Here is a 17,369-nt window from a genome sequence, read left to right on the forward strand (position 1 = left end):
TTCACCTTGTGGCGAGATATTCCGCCAAGCCGCGATAACAGGTCGCCAGGTGATAGGGCGTGGTCGACGGCATGTCGCGGCGGCTGACTTCACCGTGCTCGTCACGGCATTCAAACCAGCCTCCCGCGTGCAGCGAGCGCTGCTGCAATGCTTGCAATTGGCGCAGCACGACGGCCTGGCTGTCCGGACGCAGCGTCAATGCGCGCAGGTACTCGGCCTGGGCCCAGATACGCTGCGTGGCGTCCCGGACGCCGTGATCCGCTGCGAAGTCGAGCATCGCCCGCACGGCGCCAGTCTGCTGATCGACGCCCACTTGCTCGGTAAAGGCGAAGGCCCGCTCCAGATCGGCATGCAGTGTCGAATTGCGTAACAGCGCCGAGGATTCCAGCAGGAAATACCACTCGAACTGATGCCCCGGTTCAAACCAGTTATCCACAGATCCCAGCGGCTTTTCCATCAACACGTTTTGCTGCGGATCGATGAAGCGCGCGTGCATGGCTGTGCATAACTCGACGAGTGCCTGTTGCACGTCGAGGTCTTCACGCACCGACAGGGTGGCGAGGAATGCTTCGGCCAGGTGCATCAGCGGATTTTGCAAAGGGCCGCTGTCCAGCAACGACCAGTCACGCTCAAGCGTGGCTTCGTACAGACCGTCGTCCGTGGCGAATCGCTGCACAATCACTTCCAGCGAGGCGTTGAGTACCGACTCCACCAGTGGCTCGCGGACTTTGTCCCAGTAATGGGCGCAGGCGAACAGGATGAAGGCGTGGGTATAGAGGTCCTTGCGCTGATCCAGCGGCGCACCTTGTGCATCGACGCTGTAGAACCAGCCACCGTGCTCGGCATCGTGGAAGTGCCGCTGCAACGAGCGAAACAACGCGGCGGCACGCTCTTCGGCGCCCGGCACCTGACCGATCAGGCTGGCAAACAGATACAACTGCCGCGCACAGGCCATGGCCCGGTAGCGTTGCGGTGGCAGCGGTTGGTGTTCGGCATCCAGCGCCTCGTAGGGCAACGCCATGTCGGCGTTCCAGCCCGGACCTTGCCAGAGTGGCACGATGACGTTCAGGAAGTGCTGTTGCACCGAGGCGAACAGGGCGGTCAATTCAGGCTGAGAGGCGGAGCGGGAAACAGGCGGCATTGGCTGGCGTCGTCACGGCAGGGGCGATTGCGCGACATGTTAGCAGAGAGGCTGACCTGAGAGAGGCTGTGTCTGTCAGGCCGCCTTCGTCGGAACGCCGCCCGGAGCAAGCCCACTCCCACAGGGACCCGCGGTGTACATGCGATCGTAACCACACTACAAAAACCTGTGGGAACGGGCTTGCCCGCGAAGAGGTCAGGTCAGGCGCTGAGGAATCAGCCCGCCAGCAACCACACCCCGGTCGCTGCCGAGGCCGCACCCGCCAATCGCACCAATGGCGCCGCCGCCTGCGGCAACACCCGCACCAGTGCATAACCCGCCGCGTGCAACACCGCCGTCGCGACGACAAAGCCTGCGGCGTAGGTCCAGGGACTCGACATGTCCGGCAACTCAAGACCATGCGCAACGCCATGGAACAGCGCAAACAACGCAGTCGCACCAACCGCCATGCTCAACGGTGGGCGCACCGCCAACGCCACTGCCAGGCCCAATGCGAGCACCGACGCAGCAATCCCGCTCTCCAGTGCCTGCAGGTTCAATCCTTCAAAACCCAACAGCCCGCCAATCAACAGGGTGCCGACAAAGGTGCACGGCAGCGCCCAGCGTGCAGCACCTTGTTGCTGCGCTGCCCAAAGACCGACCGCCAGCATCGCCAGCAAGTGATCGAGACCGCCAAGCGGATGGCTGATACCGGCGATCAAGCCGTTGTCGCCATGTCCCGGATGGGCGAAGGCGAGGGCCGGGGCCAGCAGCAGGACCAGGGCGCCGAGAATGCGTTTGAGTGTCATGGATAAGCTTCCTTGTTGATAAGTCGTGATCAGGCAGCGGTCAGCAAACCCTGGCGCTCGATGAAGGCGATGATCTCTTCCAGACCCAGGCCGGTTTTCTGATTGCTGAACACAAACGGCTTGCCGTTGCGCATGCGCTGGGTGTCGCTGTTCATCATCTCCAGCGAGGCTCCGACCAGCGGCGCGAGGTCGATCTTGTTGATCACCAGCAGGTCGGATTTGCAGATCCCCGGCCCGCCCTTGCGCGGCAGCTTGTCGCCGGCCGAGACGTCGATCACGTAGATCGTCAGGTCGGACAGTTCCGGGCTGAAGGTCGCGGAGAGGTTGTCGCCCCCGGACTCCACGAGAATCAGGTCCAGCCCCGGAAAACGGCGATTGAGTTGATCCACGGCTTCGAGGTTGATCGAGGCGTCTTCGCGGATGGCCGTGTGCGGGCAGCCACCGGTTTCCACGCCGATGATGCGTTCCGGCGCCAAGGCTTCATTGCGCACCAGAAAATCGGCGTCTTCGCGGGTGTAGATGTCGTTGGTCACGACGGCCAGGTTGTAGCGCTCGCGCAGGGCCAGGCACAGGGCCAGGGTCAGGGCGGTTTTGCCGGAGCCCACCGGGCCGCCGATGCCGACACGCAGGGGTTGTGTGTTCATGTGATTCTCCAAAATAACAGGCCCTAGGAACGGAACAGACGGCTGTACTGGCGCTCGTGGGCCATACACGCCAGGGACAGGCCGAAAGCGGCGCTGCCGTAATGATCGGGATCGATTTGAGTGGCGTTCTGTTGAGCTTGTTGAAGCAGCGGCAGCAGTTCGCTGGTCAGGCGCTGGGCGGCCTGCTGGCCCAGGGGCAGGGTTTTCATCAGCACTGCCAACTGGTTTTCCAGCCAGCTCCAGAGCCACGCGGCCAAGGCGTCCTGCGGGCTGATCTGCCAGGCGCGCGCGGCCAAGGCCCAACCCAGGGCCAGATGTGGCTCGCGGCGTTGTTCGAGGAAGGCACGGGCCGGCGCGTCGAGTTCCGGCAAGCCATTGAGCAATTGCTGCAACGAGTAGCCCATCTGCCGGCTCTCCTGATGCAACTCGCGGGTTTCGCGACTGGCGCGATGCTCTTCGCAGCTCTGCAGCAATTCGTCCCAGTTTTCCTCGCTGGCGGCCACGCAATGGGCGAGCAACAACGGCGCTTCGAAGCGAGCCAGATTCAAAAGCAACTGATCGCTGATCCAGCGCCGGGCGCTGTCGGGGTCGTGAACGCGGCCGTTATCCACAGCCATTTCCAGCCCTTGGGAGTAGCTGTAGCCGCCAATCGGCAGTTGCGGGCTGGCCAGACGCAACAGCGCCCAAGCCGGGTTCATGTGCGTATGCCGAACTGGTGCAGTTTCGGCGCGTAGTTGAAGGCTGCATCACCGTGGCGCGAGTGGTGATGGCCACCGCCGTATGCGCCATGTTCCGGCTGGAACGGCGCTTCGATGTTCGAGGCAACGGCACCGAGTTGTTCGAGCATGGCCTTGAGCACGTAATCGTCGAGCAGGCGCAACCAGCCGTCGCCGACTTGCAGGGCGACATGGCGGTTGCCCAGGTGATAGGCCGCGCGGGTCAGTTCGAAGGCATTGGCGCAGGTGACGTGCAGCAATTGTTCGGGGCGGGCGCAGACCCGCACGATTCGCCCGTCTTCGGCTTGCAGGCATTCGCCATCATGTAATGGCGGCTGGCCGCGCTCCAAAAATAACCCGACGTCTTCGCCTTCGGCACTGAAACAGCGCAATCGGCTTTTGCTGCGGGCTTCGAACGTCAGGTGCAGTTCGGCGGCCCAAACGGGTTGAGGGTCGATTCTGCGATGGATCACCAGCATCGGAAGGCTTCCAGCAATGGACAATGCTCAGGCTAGAGCAAGGGGCTTGCCAATCGACATGATGCGTAGGAAATGGCTGAAAGAGACGTGGGACTGGTGTCGATGGAGTGAGTTTTTTGGTTGAAGTTGGTGCGTTGTTTTTGAGTTGCGCACCAAGTTGAAGCGGCACGGTTCAGTGTGGGAGCGAGCAGGTTCGCTCCCACAGGGTTCGGGGGCAGTCTGAAACGAGGGCATTACTCGGTGCTGCCAAGTCCTTGCCAATGTTTGAGGCCGATAAAGATAAACCGCAGTTGCTGGGTTATTTTCGCCTGGGGCGTCAGGTGCTCAGGCAAGGCGTCGGCTGGTGGATCAATGATGTCTGGCAGGGTGGCGAACACGCTTTTGACGATCAGGTCCGCCATGACGCTCAGGCCGGCGATGTTCAGATGCTGCAGTTTCGGCATCAGTGACAAATCCGCCGCCAGGTCCGAGCTGATGTCTTCACGCAAACGGCCGATGGCCTGGCGCACCGGTAGCGAACCGCCGTATTGCTCACGGGCGAGAAACAGGAACTGTGAACGGTTGGCGCTGACCACATCGAGAAAAATGCGCACCGAGGCATCGATGATGCCGCCCATCACGAATTCGTTGTGTCGTACCAGGCGAATGGTTTCGCGGAATGTTTGGCCGACTTCGCTGACCAGTACCAGGCCCAATTCATCCATGTCGGCAAAATGGCGGTAGAAACCGGTCGGTACGATCCCGGCGTTTTTCGCGACTTCGCGCAGGCTCAGGCTGCCGAATCCTCGGCCGCCATCCATCAGGCGCCGGGCAGCGTCCATCAGGGCGTTACGGGTTTGTTGTTTCTGTTCGGCGCGGGGCAGCATCGCAAGGGCGTTTTCTGGACAGGGACGCGGCGCACTCTAGCAAATCGGCTTTGCCGGCGTCGAACGACTGTGGGGGGATCAAGCGGGGAAGTGCGGCATCTATCAAGCGGACCGCTGAAAAGTCAAAAGCCCAATCCGGGGATTGGGCTTTTTTTCAGGGCCGCCATGGGGCTTAGCTCACGGCGCTGTTGCGTTCGATTACACGGTCACCACCGCCTTCAGCAAAGGTTTGACCTTGTGGAGTGCGATCCGAACCGTCGGCAGCGAGGGTTTGGCCTTGTGGAGTACGGTCGGCACCATCAGCAGCCAGGGTTTGACCTTGTGGAGTACGCTCGGAGCCATCAGCAGCGAGGGTTTGGCCTTGTGGAGTACGATCGGAACCATCTGCGGCGAGGGTCTGGCCTTGTGGGGTGCGGTCCGAGCCATCCTGAGTGATCAGGCCTTTTTCTTTCAGGCGATCATTACCACCTTCGGCAAGGGTTTGGCCTTGTGGGGTACGGTCGGCGCCATCGGCGGCGACGGTCTGGCTGAACACCGAGTGGTTCTGTTTCACTTGTGGAGTGGCCTGGTCAGCCGCTGGCAGGGCAAAAGCAGTGCTGGCCAGCATCGAGAGTGTAAGGCTGAGCAGTAGTTGGCGTTTCATGATTGTTTTGCTCCTTGGGGGTGCGAATAAGTGGGTACGAGAGCAATGCTACTCTCGATAAGTCGATATGAAAGTTCATAAACGCAATGGTAATAATCAACGGAATTGATTGTTTGCTGCGGAAGCTCTAGACCGGGCGTTTCCGGCGAGCAGTCTTGCACCGAAGTGGGTATTTTCGACCCACCTTTAGCGTGCAAAAGTGCAGGTCCGGTAACGCCGGTCGACTGGCTGGTCAGTATTGGACTGGATGGATTCGGCGAAATCGGGCTATCGATTAAACCTGCCGGTTTTTTATCAGTCGTAGATTTCATGGCGGGTCGCTTGCGGCTCACCGTTTCACATGTGCGTCGCAGTCGGGGCGCTCAGTCGTATCAGGAGCCCTGTGCAATGACGCGCACTCAAAAAACGTTTGTCTGGACCCTTTCCACTTTTCTTACCTTGTTGACGGTACTGGTGCTGATCATCGTGTTCTTCGACTGGAACCGGATCAAACCGCCGCTCAACGCCAAAGTTTCCGAAGAGCTGCACCGCGCTTTCGCCATCAACGGCAATCTGTCGGTGGTCTGGCAGCCCGAGCCCGATGAAAGCGGCTGGCGCGCCTGGGTGCCGTGGCCCCATGTGGTGGCCGAAGACTTGAGCCTGGGCAATCCCGACTGGTCGAAACAACCGCAGATGGCCACCCTCAAGCGGGTGGAGCTGCGTATTTCACCCCTGGCGTTGCTGGCGCAGCGGGTGGTGATTCCGCGTATTGATCTCACCGAGCCGAATGCCCAGCTGCAACGCCTGGCTGACGGGCGTGCCAACTGGACGTTCAAGTTCGACCCTGAAGATCCGAACGCCGAGCCTTCCAGTTGGGTGGTGGATATCGGTGCGATCGGCTTCGACAAGGGCCACGTCACCCTCGACGACCAGAACCTGAAGACTCAACTCGACGTGCTGATCGATCCATTGGGCAAACCGGTTCCGTTCAGCGATATCGTCGGCGACAAAGCGGCGAAAGCCGCGCAGGAAAAGGGCTCTTCCCCCCAGGATTATGCGTTCGCGCTCAAGGTCAACGGTGAGTACCACGGACAGAAACTCGCGGGCCTGGGCAAGATTGGCGGGCTGTTGGCGCTGCAGGACGCGGCGCGGCCGTTTCCGCTTCAGGCACAGGTGAAGATCGCCGACTCCAGCGTTGAACTGGCCGGCACCCTGACCGATCCGCTGAATCTCGGCGCCCTGGACCTGCGCCTGAAATTGGCCGGCACCAGCCTGGGCAATCTCTACCCGCTGACCGGCGTGATCCTGCCGGACACGCCACCCTATGCCACCGACGGCCATCTGATCGCCAAGTTGCACGAGGCGGGTGGCGCGGTGTTCCGCTATGAAGAGTTCAACGGCAAGATCGGCGAAAGCGACATCCACGGCAATCTGACTTACGTGGCCAGCCAGCCACGGCCAAAACTCAGCGGCTCGCTGTTGTCTAATCAATTGCTGTTCGCTGACCTGGCACCGCTGATCGGTGCCGACTCCAATGCCGAACAGAAGGCCCGCGGCGGAGACAGCAAACAACCGGCGGACAAAGTGCTGCCGGTCGAAGAGTTCAAGACCGATCGCTGGCGCGATATGGACGCCGATGTCGAGTTCACCGGCAAGCGCATCGCGCACAGCGAAAAACTGCCGTTCAACGACCTCTATACCCATCTGGTGCTCACCGATGGCGTGCTCAGCCTCGAGCCGCTGCGCTTCGGCGTGGCTGGCGGCAAGCTGGATGCGCAGATTCGCCTGAACGGCCACACCGATCCACTGGAAGGCCAGGCCAGACTCTCGGCGCGAGGCTTCAAGCTCAAGCAGTTGTTCCCCGGCTTTGAACCGATGAAAACCAGTTTCGGCGAACTCAATGGCGACGCTGATCTCAGCGGGCGCGGTAATTCGGTGGCCAAACTGCTGGGCAGCGCCAATGGCAATCTGAAAATGCTGATCAACGATGGCGCCATCAGTCGCGAACTGATGGAGCTGGCGGGCCTGAACGTCGGCAACTACGTGGTTGGCAAGATCTTTGGCGACAAGGAAGTGAAGATCAACTGCGCCGCCGCCGACTTTGGCATCCAGTCCGGCCTGGCGAGTACCCGCCTGTTTGTGTTCGACACCGAGAACGCCATTGTTTACATCGATGGCACGGCGAACATGGCGACCGAACAACTGGACCTGACCATCACCCCGGAATCCAAGGGCTGGCGCCTGATTTCATTACGCTCGCCGCTGTATGTGCGCGGCAAGTTCATCAAGCCCGATGCCGGGGTCAAGGCCGTGCCGTTGATGTTGCGTGGAGCGGGGATGGTGGCGCTGGGCGTGATCGCCGCCCCGGCGGCCGGGTTGCTGGCGCTGGTGGCGCCAAGCGGCGGCGAGACGAACCAGTGCGCGCCGTTGCTGGAGCAGATGAAAGCGGGCAAGGCGCCTGTCACCGTCAAGCCAGCCAAATAATCGGGTGTCTATAAGGGCCCCATCGTCGGAGCGCCGCCCGGAGCAGGCTCGCTCCCACAGGGGATCTGTGCATGCAGGACTAATGTGGGAGCGAGCCTGCTCGCGATGGCGGTTTTGCAGGCACTGCATTTGGTTGCTTATGCCAAAGCATGTCCCGACGCCAATGCCTCTTCACGCAGCCATGCAAAAAACGCCCGAACCGGTGGATGACGTTCGCGTCCCGGCACGCACAGGGCGCTGTAGCCGGCGCCATCGACCTGGATTTCCTCCCGGTACGGCAACAACAGACCACTGGCCACGCTTTCCGACACCAGAATATTACTTGCCAACACCAGGCCTTGCCCGGCAATCGCGGCTTGCAGGGCGTAATGCTCTTCGTCGTATTCGCGCACGGCGGGCCGGCCGCTCAGCCAGGTTTCGCCTGACTGTGCGCACCAGGCTTCCCAGCCGTGGGCATAGAGTTTGGAGTTGTGCCAACGCACGCTGATCAGTGTGGGGGTGCGACTCGATGCCAGGGCCACTTGTTCGGGCGAACCGTAGACACCGAAGGACTCATCAAACAGGCACAACCCGTACAGGTTGGGGTAATCGTCGAGGCTGTAGCGCAGCACCAGATCGACACTGGCGTCCTGATGCAGATCGATGACTTCGCAGTGGGTATCGAGGCGCACGTTGATGTTCGGGTGCCCGGCGTAGAAGCGTCCCAGCCGTGGCACCAGCCACAGCGCGGCAAAGGCAGCGGTGGTGGAGACCGTCAGGCTGGCGCCGCTGCGTTGCGGGCGCAGGGTGTCGACACTTTGCGCCACTTCAAGGAACGCCCCGTGCAGGCTCTGGAACAGCCGTTCGCCGCATTCGGTCAGGCGTACCTGGCGTGGCAGGCGCTCGAACAACGGCACGCCGAGCCAGCTCTCCAGGGAGCGGATCTGGTGGGACACCGCCGTCGGGGTGACGGACAGTTCTTCGGCGGCGGCCTTGAAGCTCAACAGGCGTGAGGCGGATTCAAAGGCCCGCAGGGCGGTCAACGGCAACGAGGCAAACATTGAACACTCCATGGATGAAATGGATTCATCCAGACTGATTTCTGCTCATTTGAATAAGAGCAGCTGTGAGCTTCAAGCTGCAAGCCACAAGCCGTTTGAGTTTAGCCCTGAGGAGAGACAGATGAGTAGAATTCTTGCTGTTCACGCCAGCCCCCGTGGTGACCGTTCGCACTCCCGGCGTTTGGCCGAAGTGTTTCTGTCGGCCTGGCAGGCCCGTCATCCACACTCACAGTTGACCCGACGCGAAGTCGGGCGAGCGCTGATACCGCCGGTCAACGAGGCATTCGTGGCCGCCGCGTTTTACCCCGAGCCTGCCGCTCGGCCGCTGTCGATGCAGGCCGATCTGGCGTTCAGCGACGAACTGGTCGGCGAGCTGCTTGGCCACGATGTGTTGCTGATATCCACGCCGATGCACAACTTCAGCGTACCCAGCGGCCTCAAGGCCTGGATCGATCAGATCGTGCGGGTGGGGGTGACCTTCGATCACACCCTGGACAATGGCGTGGCCCAGTACCAACCCTTGGTGCAGGGCAAAAAAGCCCTGATCATCACCAGCCGTGGCGGCTTCGGTTTTGGCCCGGGCGGCGAGCTGGAAGCCATGAACCATGCCGACACGCTACTGCGTACAGTGCTCGGATTCATCGGCATCACGGACATCACCGTGGTAGCTGCCGAGGGCGAAGAGTCCGCCGAGCGCAGCTTTGAGATCTCTGCCGCCGAGGCTGAGCAGCGCTTGTTGGCGCTGGCCGGGGAGTTCTAGATGGCCTGGCTGTTTCTGCTGGTCGCCGCCGGGTTCGAAGTCACCTTCGCCATGGGCATGAAGTATGCCGAGGGCTTTACCCGGCCCTGGCCTTCGCTGATCACCGTGGTGGCCGCTGTGGGCGGGATCTACTTCCTGACCCTGGCCATGCGCGAGTTGCCGGTGAGCATCGCGTACCCGATCTGGACCGCCATCGGTTCGCTGGGCACGGTGTTTCTCGGTTTCGCGCTGCTGGGTGAAAGCCTGAGCGTGATCAAGCTGGTCTCGGTCGGCCTGATCGTGGCGGGCGTGGTCGGGTTGAAGTAGGGCGGATGACATAGACTTGTCGTCGAGTTGTCATCTTCGCTGGTGATGCTTGGCGGATGTCTCGCATCCCGCCTTGCGTCACCGCCCGACCACAAGGATGTCCGCCCATGTCGCAAGGTTTTGCCCCGCGCTACCCGTTGGTGTTGGTCCCGGGAATGCTCGGGTTCATCCGGTTGGTGCTTTATCCGTACTGGTACGGGATCGTCGAGGCGCTGCGCCGCGGCGGTGCGGTGGTGTTCGCGGTGCAGGTCTCGCCGCTTAATTCGAACGAAGTGCGCGGCGAGCAACTGCTGGCACGCATCGACGAAATCCTGCGGGAAACCGGGGCCGCCAGGGTCAACCTGATCGGCCATAGCCAGGGTTCGCTGACCGCCCGTTATGCAGCGGCCAAACGCCCGGACCTAGTGGCATCGGTGACCTCGGTGGCGGGGCCGAATCACGGTTCGGAGCTCGCCGATTACCTGCACGAGCATTATCCCCATGACAGCGTACGCGGTCGTCTGCTGTGCTTTTTGCTGCGGATGGTCGGCGCGCTGATGGGGTGGCTGGATACCGGTTACCGCGGGCCGAAGCTGCCGGTGGATATCCGTGCGTCCCATCACTCCCTTACCAGCGCAGGCGTCGCGCTGTTCAACCAGCGTTACCCACAGGGGCTGCCCGACACCTGGGGCGGTCACGGGCCGGAAGAGGTCAACGGTGTACGCTATTACTCCTGGTCCGGTACTTTGCAACCGGGCATTACCGATCGCGGGCGCAATCTGCTGGACGGCACCAACCGCAGTTGCCGGCTGTTCGCTAAAACTTTCGTCCGCGAAGCCGGGCATTGCGACGGCATGGTCGGGCGCTACAGCTCGCATCTGGGCATGGTGATTGGCGATGAGTATCCGCTGGATCACTTCGATATCGTCAACCAGTCGCTGGGGCTGGTGGGCAAGGGGGCCGAGCCGATCCGCTTGTTTGTCGAGCATGCGGCGCGGTTGAATGCGGCTGGGCTTTAGTCCGCCCTGTGGAGAGGGAGCAAGCTCCCTCTCCACAAAAAGCTAGGAGCGCCCCAACACCGTCGTCCAACGCTCGGAAACAATCACCCCACCCAACGTCAACACCCCGCCCACCAGGTGATACAGCGCCAGCTGCTCATGCAGCACCACCGCCGCAATCAATGCGGTAATCAGCGGCAGCAAGTTGAAAAACTGCGTGGTCCGGCTCGGCCCCAACCGCACCACGGCCTGCATCCACGCCAGCGGCGCGACCATCGAAGCCAGCAGGCAGGCGTACAGCACCAGTGGTATGTTCTGCAGGGTCGGGCCGACTTTCGGTGAGGCGAGGAACAACGGAAACAGCACCACAACGGCCACCAGCACCTGCAAATACAGGAGCACCAGCGGCGGCAGTTTCAGCTGCCATTTTTTCAACAGGGTGCTGTAGACCGCGTAGGCCAGGGTGGCGATCAGCATCATCGCGTCGCCCAGGTTGACCCCGTGTTCGAGCAATGCGCCAAGGCTGCCGGACGACACCACCACCAGGACACCGGCGAATGACAGCACCGCACCGGCCAAGGCCCCCATGGTCAGGCGCTGGCCGAGGCTGATGATCGCCATGGCGAGCGACATCAATGGCATCAGCGACAGGATGATGCCCATGTTGGTGGCCGAGGTCAGGCTCGCAGCGAAGTACGCCAGGCTTTGGTAGACCGCCATGCCGAGAACACCAAGGACAAAGATCTTGCCCAGTTTCGGGCGGATCAGCGGCCAATGGGCGAGCACCGGTTTGAGCATGAAGGGCGTGAACAGCAACCCGGCCAGCAGCCAGCGGTAGAAACCGATCTCGGCGGGGAAGATCGCCCCGGCCGACATTTTGGTGATCACGGTGTTGCCGGCCCAGATAAAAATGGCCAGCAGGGGATAAGCGTATTGCATCGGGAAAAACCAGAACGTTAATGAAGGGCAATTATCCGCTTGTCTGGATGCAAGCCTATACTTCGATCCAGACAACCCGCCCCTGATGACGGACAGCATGAGCAGTAAACACATCGACCTGCTGGATTTCAGCGAACTGCCGTCGGCGGTGTACTTCCGCTACGCCGATTTCGACGCCCACGAATACGCCGCGCCCCATCGACATTCCTGGGGGACCCTGGAATACGCAGCCCACGGTGTGTTGCACATGGACGTCGAGGGCAGCCGCTTCATGTCGCCACCGCAATACGCGGTGTGGGTACCGCCGCAGATCGAGCACAGTTTCTACAGCCACCAACCGGTCAACTACCGCGCCGTGTGCCTGGCACCCAAGGTGTGTGCCGATCTGCCGCCACGAGCCTGCACCCTGGCCATCAGCGACATCCTCAAAGCAATCCTCAAGGACTTCGCCGCGCGGGACGTGAAAATCCCCGAGCAGGCCGCCGACCAGCGTCTGGCCCAGGTATTGGTGGACCAGTTGCAACAGGCTCCGGTGCACGAGTGCTACCTGCCCTATGCCAGCAGCCCCGGGTTGCTCGGAATTCTCGAAGCATTGCAGGCCGAGCCTGGGGATAACCGACCCCTGTCGGAATGGGCCGCACGCATCCATGTCAGCGAGCGCACCCTGGCGCGGCAGTTCGTGCGGGAACTGGGCATGAGTTTCGGTGAGTGGCGCCAGCGCCTGCGTTTTCTGGCGGCGATCGAAGCGTTAGATAGCCAGCGCAGCATTCAGGAAATCGCCTTCGACATGGGCTACAGCACCGGCTCGGCGTTTATCGCGATGTTCCAGCGCCAGGCCGGGTGTACGCCAAAACAGTATCGCCGCAGCCACCTGGAGAGCAGGAAGGTGTAACAGGGGTTGTCTACACTCCAGTACAAGGCCGCGCCCCTCGGTGTGGCGACCAGGAGAAAACTCCATGAAGATGATGCGTGTCCCTTTGTTGATGATCGGTTTGCTGCTGTGCTCCCAGGGCTTTGCCGCCAACACGGCCCAGCAAGAGAAGATGACCACCTGCAATGCCGACGCTACGGCTAAAAGCCTCAAGGGCGACGAGCGCAAAGCATTCATGAGCACCTGCCTGAAGGCGACTCCGGCGGCAAACGATGTCGGTAAGGCCTTGACCCCACAGCAAGAGAAGATGAAGACCTGCAACGCCGACGCCGCCACCAAAGCCCTCAAGGGTGATGAGCGCAAGGCGTTCATGAGTGATTGCCTGAAGAAAAAATGATTCACAGGGATCAACTAAGTCGAGTGTGGGAGCGGGCTTGCTCGCGAAAGCGGTGCCTCAAACAGCATTGAAGTTGACTGACACGACGCCTTCGCGAGCAAGCCCGCTCCCACATTTGATTGATGGCGATTTTCAGATATGTGTACGACGATCCGCGATGGGGCCCGCACTCGAGCTGCCACCCCACTAAGGTCGCCCCACACAATCCCTAGTGCTCGCACCGGATCGCTGGCAGACTGCCAATCCTTTTTACGCCGTTCGTTTTTGAGGCTGTATGCCAACGTTTTCTCAGCGTCAAGTTTTGCTGGTCATCAGCTGGGTCATTATCTTTGGCGGTTTGTTGCTGGTGTTGCCGTTGCGTCTGTTACCCAGTCTGCTGGCCGGATTGCTGGTCTTCGAGCTGGTCAACATGCTCACCCCGCAACTGCAACGGCTGATCGAAGGCCGGCGCGCGCGCTGGCTCGCCGTGGCCTTGCTGGGGACGTTGATCGTCAGTGTGCTGACGCTGATCTTCGCCGGTGCCATCAGCTTCCTGCTGCACGAAGCAGAGAACCCCGGCGCTTCCCTCGATAAATTCATGGGCGTGGTCGACCGCGCGCGCGGACAACTGCCACCGTTCATCGACGCTTACCTGCCTGCCAGTGCCGCGGAGTTTCGTGTAGCGATTGGCGAGTGGGTGAGCAAGCACCTCAGTGATTTGCAACTGGTGGGCAAGGATGCGGCGCACATGTTCGTGACGCTGCTGATCGGCATGGTGCTCGGCGCGATCATCGCCTTGCAGCGCGTGCCGGATCTGACCAAGCGCAAACCGCTGGCGGCGGCGCTGTTCGATCGCCTGCACCTGTTGGTCCAGGCGTTTCGCAACATTGTGTTCGCCCAGATCAAGATTTCCCTGCTCAACACCTTCTTCACCGGGATTTTCCTGGCGGTGGTGCTGCCGATGTTCGGCATCAAGCTGCCGTTGACCAAAACCCTGATCGTGCTGACGTTCCTGCTCGGCCTGCTGCCGGTGATCGGCAACCTGATGTCGAACACCCTGATCACCATCGTCGGTTTGTCGTTGTCGATCTGGGTCGCTGTGGCGGCGCTGGGTTACCTGATTTTTATCCACAAGCTCGAATACTTCCTCAACGCGCGCATCGTCGGCGGGCAGATCAGTGCCAAGTCGTGGGAGTTGCTGCTGGCGATGCTGGTGTTCGAGGCCGCGTTCGGCCTGCCGGGGGTGGTGGCGGGGCCGATTTACTACGCGTATCTGAAGAGTGAGTTGAAGCAAGTGGGGATGGTCTGACGGCAGCCACAAGCTTCAAGCTTCAAGCTGCAAGTAAAAGCCAAGAACAAGCGCCGCCCTGCTTTTACTTGAAGCTTGCAGCTGCTCCTCAGCCGTAGCGTTTTGCAGCCTCGATCGCCAGACCGCTACCGATACTGCCAAAAATATTCCCTTCCACATGCCGCGCATTCGGCAACATCGCCGAAACACTGTTGCGCAGCGCCGGAATCCCGCTCGAACCGCCGGTAAAGAAAACCGTATCCACCTGATCGACCCGCACATCGGCGTCCGCCAGCAATTGGGTGACGCTGTTGCGCACCCGCTCCAGCAGGCTGTCGATGGCCGACTCGAACAGTGCACGGCTCAGGTCCACGCTCAGGCCCGCTTCAATGCGGTCCAGCGGCACGTGGCGGCTCTCGGCGTGGGTAAGCTGGATCTTGGTTTCTTCCACTTCCATGGCCAGCCAGTGCCCGGCGCGCTGTTCGATCAGCTTGAACAGGCGGTCGATGCCGCCAGTGTCTTCGATGTCGTAGCGCATGCTGCCCAGGGCCAGTTGCGACTTTTGCGAGTACACCGAGTTGATGGTGTGCCAGGTCGCCAGGTTCATGTGGTGACTGGTCGGCATGTAGGCGCCGCTCTTCATGCGGCTGCCGTAGCCGAACAGCGGCATCAGGCCTTGCAGGCTGAGCTGTTTGTCGAAGTCGGTTCCGCCGATGTGCACACCGCCAGTGGCGAGGATGTCCTCGTGGCGGTTATCCACACCCCGACGCTCCGGCGACAGGCGCACCAGCGAGAAGTCGGAGGTACCACCGCCGATGTCGACGATCAGTACCAACTCTTCTTTCTCGATGGTCGACTCGTAGTCGAACGCAGCGGCAATCGGCTCGTACTGGAACGAGACTTCCTTGAAGCCGATCTTGCGCGCCACGTCTACCAGGGTGTCTTCGGCTTCTTTGTCGGCCATCGGGTCATCATCGACAAAAAACACCGGCCGACCCAGCACCACCTCTTCGAATTCCCGACCGGCGGCGGCTTCGGCACGGCTCTTGAGCTGGCCGATGAACAACCCGAGCAGGTCCTTGAACGGCATCGCCGTACCCAGGACGCTGGTGTCGTGCTTGATCAGCTTGGAACCCAGCAGGCTCTTGAGCGAGCGCATCAGGCGGCCTTCATAGCCTTCCAGGTATTCGTGCAGCGCCAGCCGGCCGTACACCGGGCGGCGTTCTTCGATATTGAAGAAGACCACCGACGGCAGGGTGATCTTGTCGTCCTCCAGCGCGATCAGCGTTTCCACGCCGGGGCGCAGCCAGCCGACAGTGGAGTTGGACGTGCCAAAGTCGATACCCAAGGCACGGGCTGGAGATGCGTTGTTCATGTCTTTCAGGTTCCGGTTAAAAAACGGCCGCGCAGTGTATGCCAGTGCGCGCCAGATTCGAAGGCCGGTTATCTGCTAAATCTCGCCTGATGATCCTTGAAAGACGAACCATTACCCCCAAACTACCCTGCATCAACCGGACAGCCGCGGGAGTGCTTGCAAGAAGCCCCGCCGGCTGCCGATAAACTTCTGCCGCGCCGCCCGGTCACAAATTTGAGATCGGTCAAACCAATGGCTGCAAACAAGCGCATGCTGTGGCCCGTGGCGCGATTTGATAACGGATGGTGATTCCCGCGATGGACTTCAAAGACTATTACAAGATTCTCGGTGTGGAGCCGACCGCAGACGATAAGGCGATCAAGGCCGCCTATCGCAAGCTGGCGCGCAAATACCACCCCGACGTCAGCAAGGAAAAGGATGCCGAGGCGAAGTTCAAGGACGCCTCGGAAGCTTATGAAGCGCTGAAAAGCGCCGACAAGCGCGCCGAATACGATGACTTGCGCCGCTATGGCCAGCACGGCCAGCCGTTCCAGGGACCACCGGGCTGGCAAAGCCGTGGCGGTTTCGGTGGTGGTGGCCAGGACACGGGCGATTTCTCGGACTTTTTCAGTTCGATCTTCGGCAACCGTGGGCCTGGTTTCAGTGGGGGTGGAGAGTCACGTCGCAGCACCGGACGTCGAGGGCAGGACGTGGAAATGGAACTTGGGGTTTTTCTCGAAGAAACACTGTCGACCGAATCGAAGAAGGTCACCTTCCAGGTACCGCAGTACAACGCGGCCGGCCAGCACGTGAGCAACACCAGCAAAAGCCTGAACGTGAAGATTCCGGCCGGTGTGAGTGACGGCGAGCGCATTCGCCTCAAGGGGCAGGGCGCTCCGGGTGTGGGTGGCGGGGCCAATGGCGACCTGTACCTGACGATCCGTTTTGCACCGCACCCGAAATTCGACGTCGAAGGCGAGAACCTGATCATCACCTTGCCACTGGCACCGTGGGAGCTGGCGCTGGGCGCCGAAGTCGCCGTGCCGACCCTGACCGGCAAGATCAACCTCAAGGTCCCGGCCGGCAGCCAGAACGGCCAGCGCATGCGGGCCAAGGGCCACGGCCTGATGAACAAGGCCGGTGAGCGCGGTTACCTGTTCGTGCAACTGAAGGCCGTGATGCCGAAGAAATCCGACGATGACATCAAGGCCCTGTGGCAGGAGCTGGCGAAAAAAGCCGCATTCGACCCGCGGGAGCATTTTTGATCCCTTAGAACCAAGGAGTCACTGACTATGAGCAGTCCCCTGATCGTTCAACTGGACATGGCAGAATTCTGTGAGGCGGCCGAGCTGTCGGACGTCTACGTGATCGAAATCGTCGAACACGGCATCCTCGAACCTCAGGGTGCTCAGCCCAAGGACTGGGTTTTCAACGACTACGAGCTGACCCTGGCCAAGCGCGCCGCCAAGCTGCGGCGCGACCTTGACCTGGAATGGGAAGGCGTCGCCCTGGCGCTGGACCTGCTCGAAGAAGTCCAGCAACTGCGGGCCGAGAACCGCATGCTCAAGCAGCGATTGGGGCGGTTGGTGGTGGAGTAACTCAAAGAGTGGCACCCAACCTGTGGTGAGGGAGCTTGCTCCCGCTGGGCTGCGAAGCAGCCCCAAAAGCCAATCACCGTAATCGTCTGACACACCGCTTTCACCGATTCTGCGACCGCT

Annotated in this window: 19 protein-coding genes; 9 read left to right on the forward strand and 10 right to left on the reverse strand. The window is 61.1% G+C overall.

The features are described from left to right. Position 1: 1 nt before the first annotated feature. The 7 genes from AC1DVE_RS07125 to AC1DVE_RS07155 all read right to left on the reverse strand — a co-directional run bounded on the left by AC1DVE_RS07125 (position 2) and on the right by AC1DVE_RS07155 (position 5,277). Positions 2 to 1,141, reverse strand: a complete 1,140-nt coding sequence (locus tag AC1DVE_RS07125; protein WP_223461596.1) for an AGE family epimerase/isomerase — start codon at positions 1,139 to 1,141, stop codon at positions 2 to 4. Positions 1,142 to 1,356: 215 nt separating this feature from the next. Further along, on the reverse strand, positions 1,357 to 1,929 hold the full coding sequence (locus AC1DVE_RS07130) for a HupE/UreJ family protein (RefSeq protein ID WP_223461598.1): 573 nt from the start codon (positions 1,927 to 1,929) through the stop codon (positions 1,357 to 1,359). Positions 1,930 to 1,958: 29 nt separating this feature from the next. Continuing rightward, a complete protein-coding gene (ureG, locus tag AC1DVE_RS07135) occupies positions 1,959 to 2,573 on the reverse strand; it encodes an urease accessory protein UreG (protein ID WP_046039876.1) in 615 nt (204 codons plus the stop codon). Between the two features lie 23 nt (positions 2,574 to 2,596). Next, on the reverse strand, positions 2,597 to 3,271 hold the full coding sequence (locus AC1DVE_RS07140) for an urease accessory protein UreF (protein WP_223461600.1): 675 nt from the start codon (positions 3,269 to 3,271) through the stop codon (positions 2,597 to 2,599). Next, a complete protein-coding gene (ureE, locus tag AC1DVE_RS07145; RefSeq protein ID WP_223461601.1) occupies positions 3,268 to 3,768 on the reverse strand; it encodes an urease accessory protein UreE in 501 nt (166 codons plus the stop codon). The genes AC1DVE_RS07140 and ureE overlap by 4 nt, the downstream gene beginning before the upstream one ends. Before the next feature lie 233 nt (positions 3,769 to 4,001). After that, entirely contained in the window at positions 4,002 to 4,634 is a 633-nt protein-coding gene (locus tag AC1DVE_RS07150) for a TetR family transcriptional regulator (RefSeq protein WP_223461603.1), read from the reverse strand. Positions 4,635 to 4,806: 172 nt separating this feature from the next. Then, positions 4,807 to 5,277, reverse strand: a complete 471-nt coding sequence (locus tag AC1DVE_RS07155; protein ID WP_223461605.1) for a hypothetical protein — start codon at positions 5,275 to 5,277, stop codon at positions 4,807 to 4,809. A 387-nt stretch (positions 5,278 to 5,664) separates the two neighbouring features. On the opposite strand from AC1DVE_RS07155, the gene AC1DVE_RS07160 reads away from it, so the two are divergent. After that, complete coding sequence (locus tag AC1DVE_RS07160) at positions 5,665 to 7,740, forward strand: AsmA family protein (RefSeq protein ID WP_223461607.1); 2,076 nt, start codon at positions 5,665 to 5,667, stop codon at positions 7,738 to 7,740. A gap of 137 nt (positions 7,741 to 7,877) precedes the next feature. Here AC1DVE_RS07160 and AC1DVE_RS07165 read toward each other — a convergent pair whose 3' ends face one another. Next, on the reverse strand, positions 7,878 to 8,792 hold the full coding sequence (locus tag AC1DVE_RS07165; RefSeq protein ID WP_223461608.1) for a LysR substrate-binding domain-containing protein: 915 nt from the start codon (positions 8,790 to 8,792) through the stop codon (positions 7,878 to 7,880). A gap of 109 nt (positions 8,793 to 8,901) precedes the next feature. Here AC1DVE_RS07165 and AC1DVE_RS07170 point away from each other — a divergent pair, with 109 nt between their 5' ends. The 3 genes from AC1DVE_RS07170 (at position 8,902) to AC1DVE_RS07180 (ending at position 10,844) form a co-directional block, all read left to right on the forward strand. Continuing rightward, entirely contained in the window at positions 8,902 to 9,540 is a 639-nt protein-coding gene (locus AC1DVE_RS07170; protein ID WP_223461610.1) for an FMN-dependent NADH-azoreductase, read from the forward strand. Continuing rightward, a complete protein-coding gene (locus tag AC1DVE_RS07175) occupies positions 9,541 to 9,846 on the forward strand; it encodes a DMT family transporter (RefSeq protein WP_223461612.1) in 306 nt (101 codons plus the stop codon). A 107-nt stretch (positions 9,847 to 9,953) separates the two neighbouring features. Beyond that, entirely contained in the window at positions 9,954 to 10,844 is an 891-nt protein-coding gene (locus AC1DVE_RS07180) for an esterase/lipase family protein (protein WP_223461614.1), read from the forward strand. A gap of 42 nt (positions 10,845 to 10,886) precedes the next feature. Here the strand turns inward: AC1DVE_RS07180 and AC1DVE_RS07185 are convergent, their stop codons facing one another. After that, positions 10,887 to 11,762: a DMT family transporter gene (locus tag AC1DVE_RS07185; RefSeq protein WP_223461616.1), complete on the reverse strand. Its 876-nt coding sequence runs from the start codon at positions 11,760 to 11,762 to the stop codon at positions 10,887 to 10,889. 97 nt (positions 11,763 to 11,859) lie between these two features. On the opposite strand from AC1DVE_RS07185, the gene AC1DVE_RS07190 reads away from it, so the two are divergent. The 3 genes from AC1DVE_RS07190 (at position 11,860) to AC1DVE_RS07200 (ending at position 14,318) form a co-directional block, all read left to right on the forward strand. Then, positions 11,860 to 12,654 carry an AraC family transcriptional regulator gene (locus AC1DVE_RS07190; protein WP_223461618.1) on the forward strand — a complete coding sequence of 265 codons (795 nt, stop codon included), beginning with the start codon at positions 11,860 to 11,862 and terminating at the stop codon, positions 12,652 to 12,654. Between the two features lie 64 nt (positions 12,655 to 12,718). Next, positions 12,719 to 13,030, forward strand: coding sequence for a PsiF family protein (locus tag AC1DVE_RS07195; RefSeq protein WP_223461620.1), 312 nt, complete (start codon positions 12,719 to 12,721; stop codon positions 13,028 to 13,030). Positions 13,031 to 13,304: 274 nt separating this feature from the next. Then, entirely contained in the window at positions 13,305 to 14,318 is a 1,014-nt protein-coding gene (locus AC1DVE_RS07200) for an AI-2E family transporter (RefSeq protein WP_223461622.1), read from the forward strand. 88 nt (positions 14,319 to 14,406) lie between these two features. Here the strand turns inward: AC1DVE_RS07200 and AC1DVE_RS07205 are convergent, their stop codons facing one another. Then, a complete protein-coding gene (locus tag AC1DVE_RS07205) occupies positions 14,407 to 15,672 on the reverse strand; it encodes an Hsp70 family protein (protein WP_223461624.1) in 1,266 nt (421 codons plus the stop codon). A 296-nt stretch (positions 15,673 to 15,968) separates the two neighbouring features. On the opposite strand from AC1DVE_RS07205, the gene AC1DVE_RS07210 reads away from it, so the two are divergent. Both AC1DVE_RS07210 and AC1DVE_RS07215 read left to right on the forward strand, forming a co-directional pair. Then, on the forward strand, positions 15,969 to 16,916 hold the full coding sequence (locus tag AC1DVE_RS07210) for a DnaJ C-terminal domain-containing protein (protein ID WP_223461626.1): 948 nt from the start codon (positions 15,969 to 15,971) through the stop codon (positions 16,914 to 16,916). Between the two features lie 27 nt (positions 16,917 to 16,943). Then, a complete protein-coding gene (locus tag AC1DVE_RS07215) occupies positions 16,944 to 17,249 on the forward strand; it encodes a chaperone modulator CbpM (RefSeq protein ID WP_223461628.1) in 306 nt (101 codons plus the stop codon). The last annotated feature ends 120 nt before the right edge of the window (positions 17,250 to 17,369 follow it).

Source organism: Pseudomonas sp. P4_B4, from assembly GCF_056402255.1.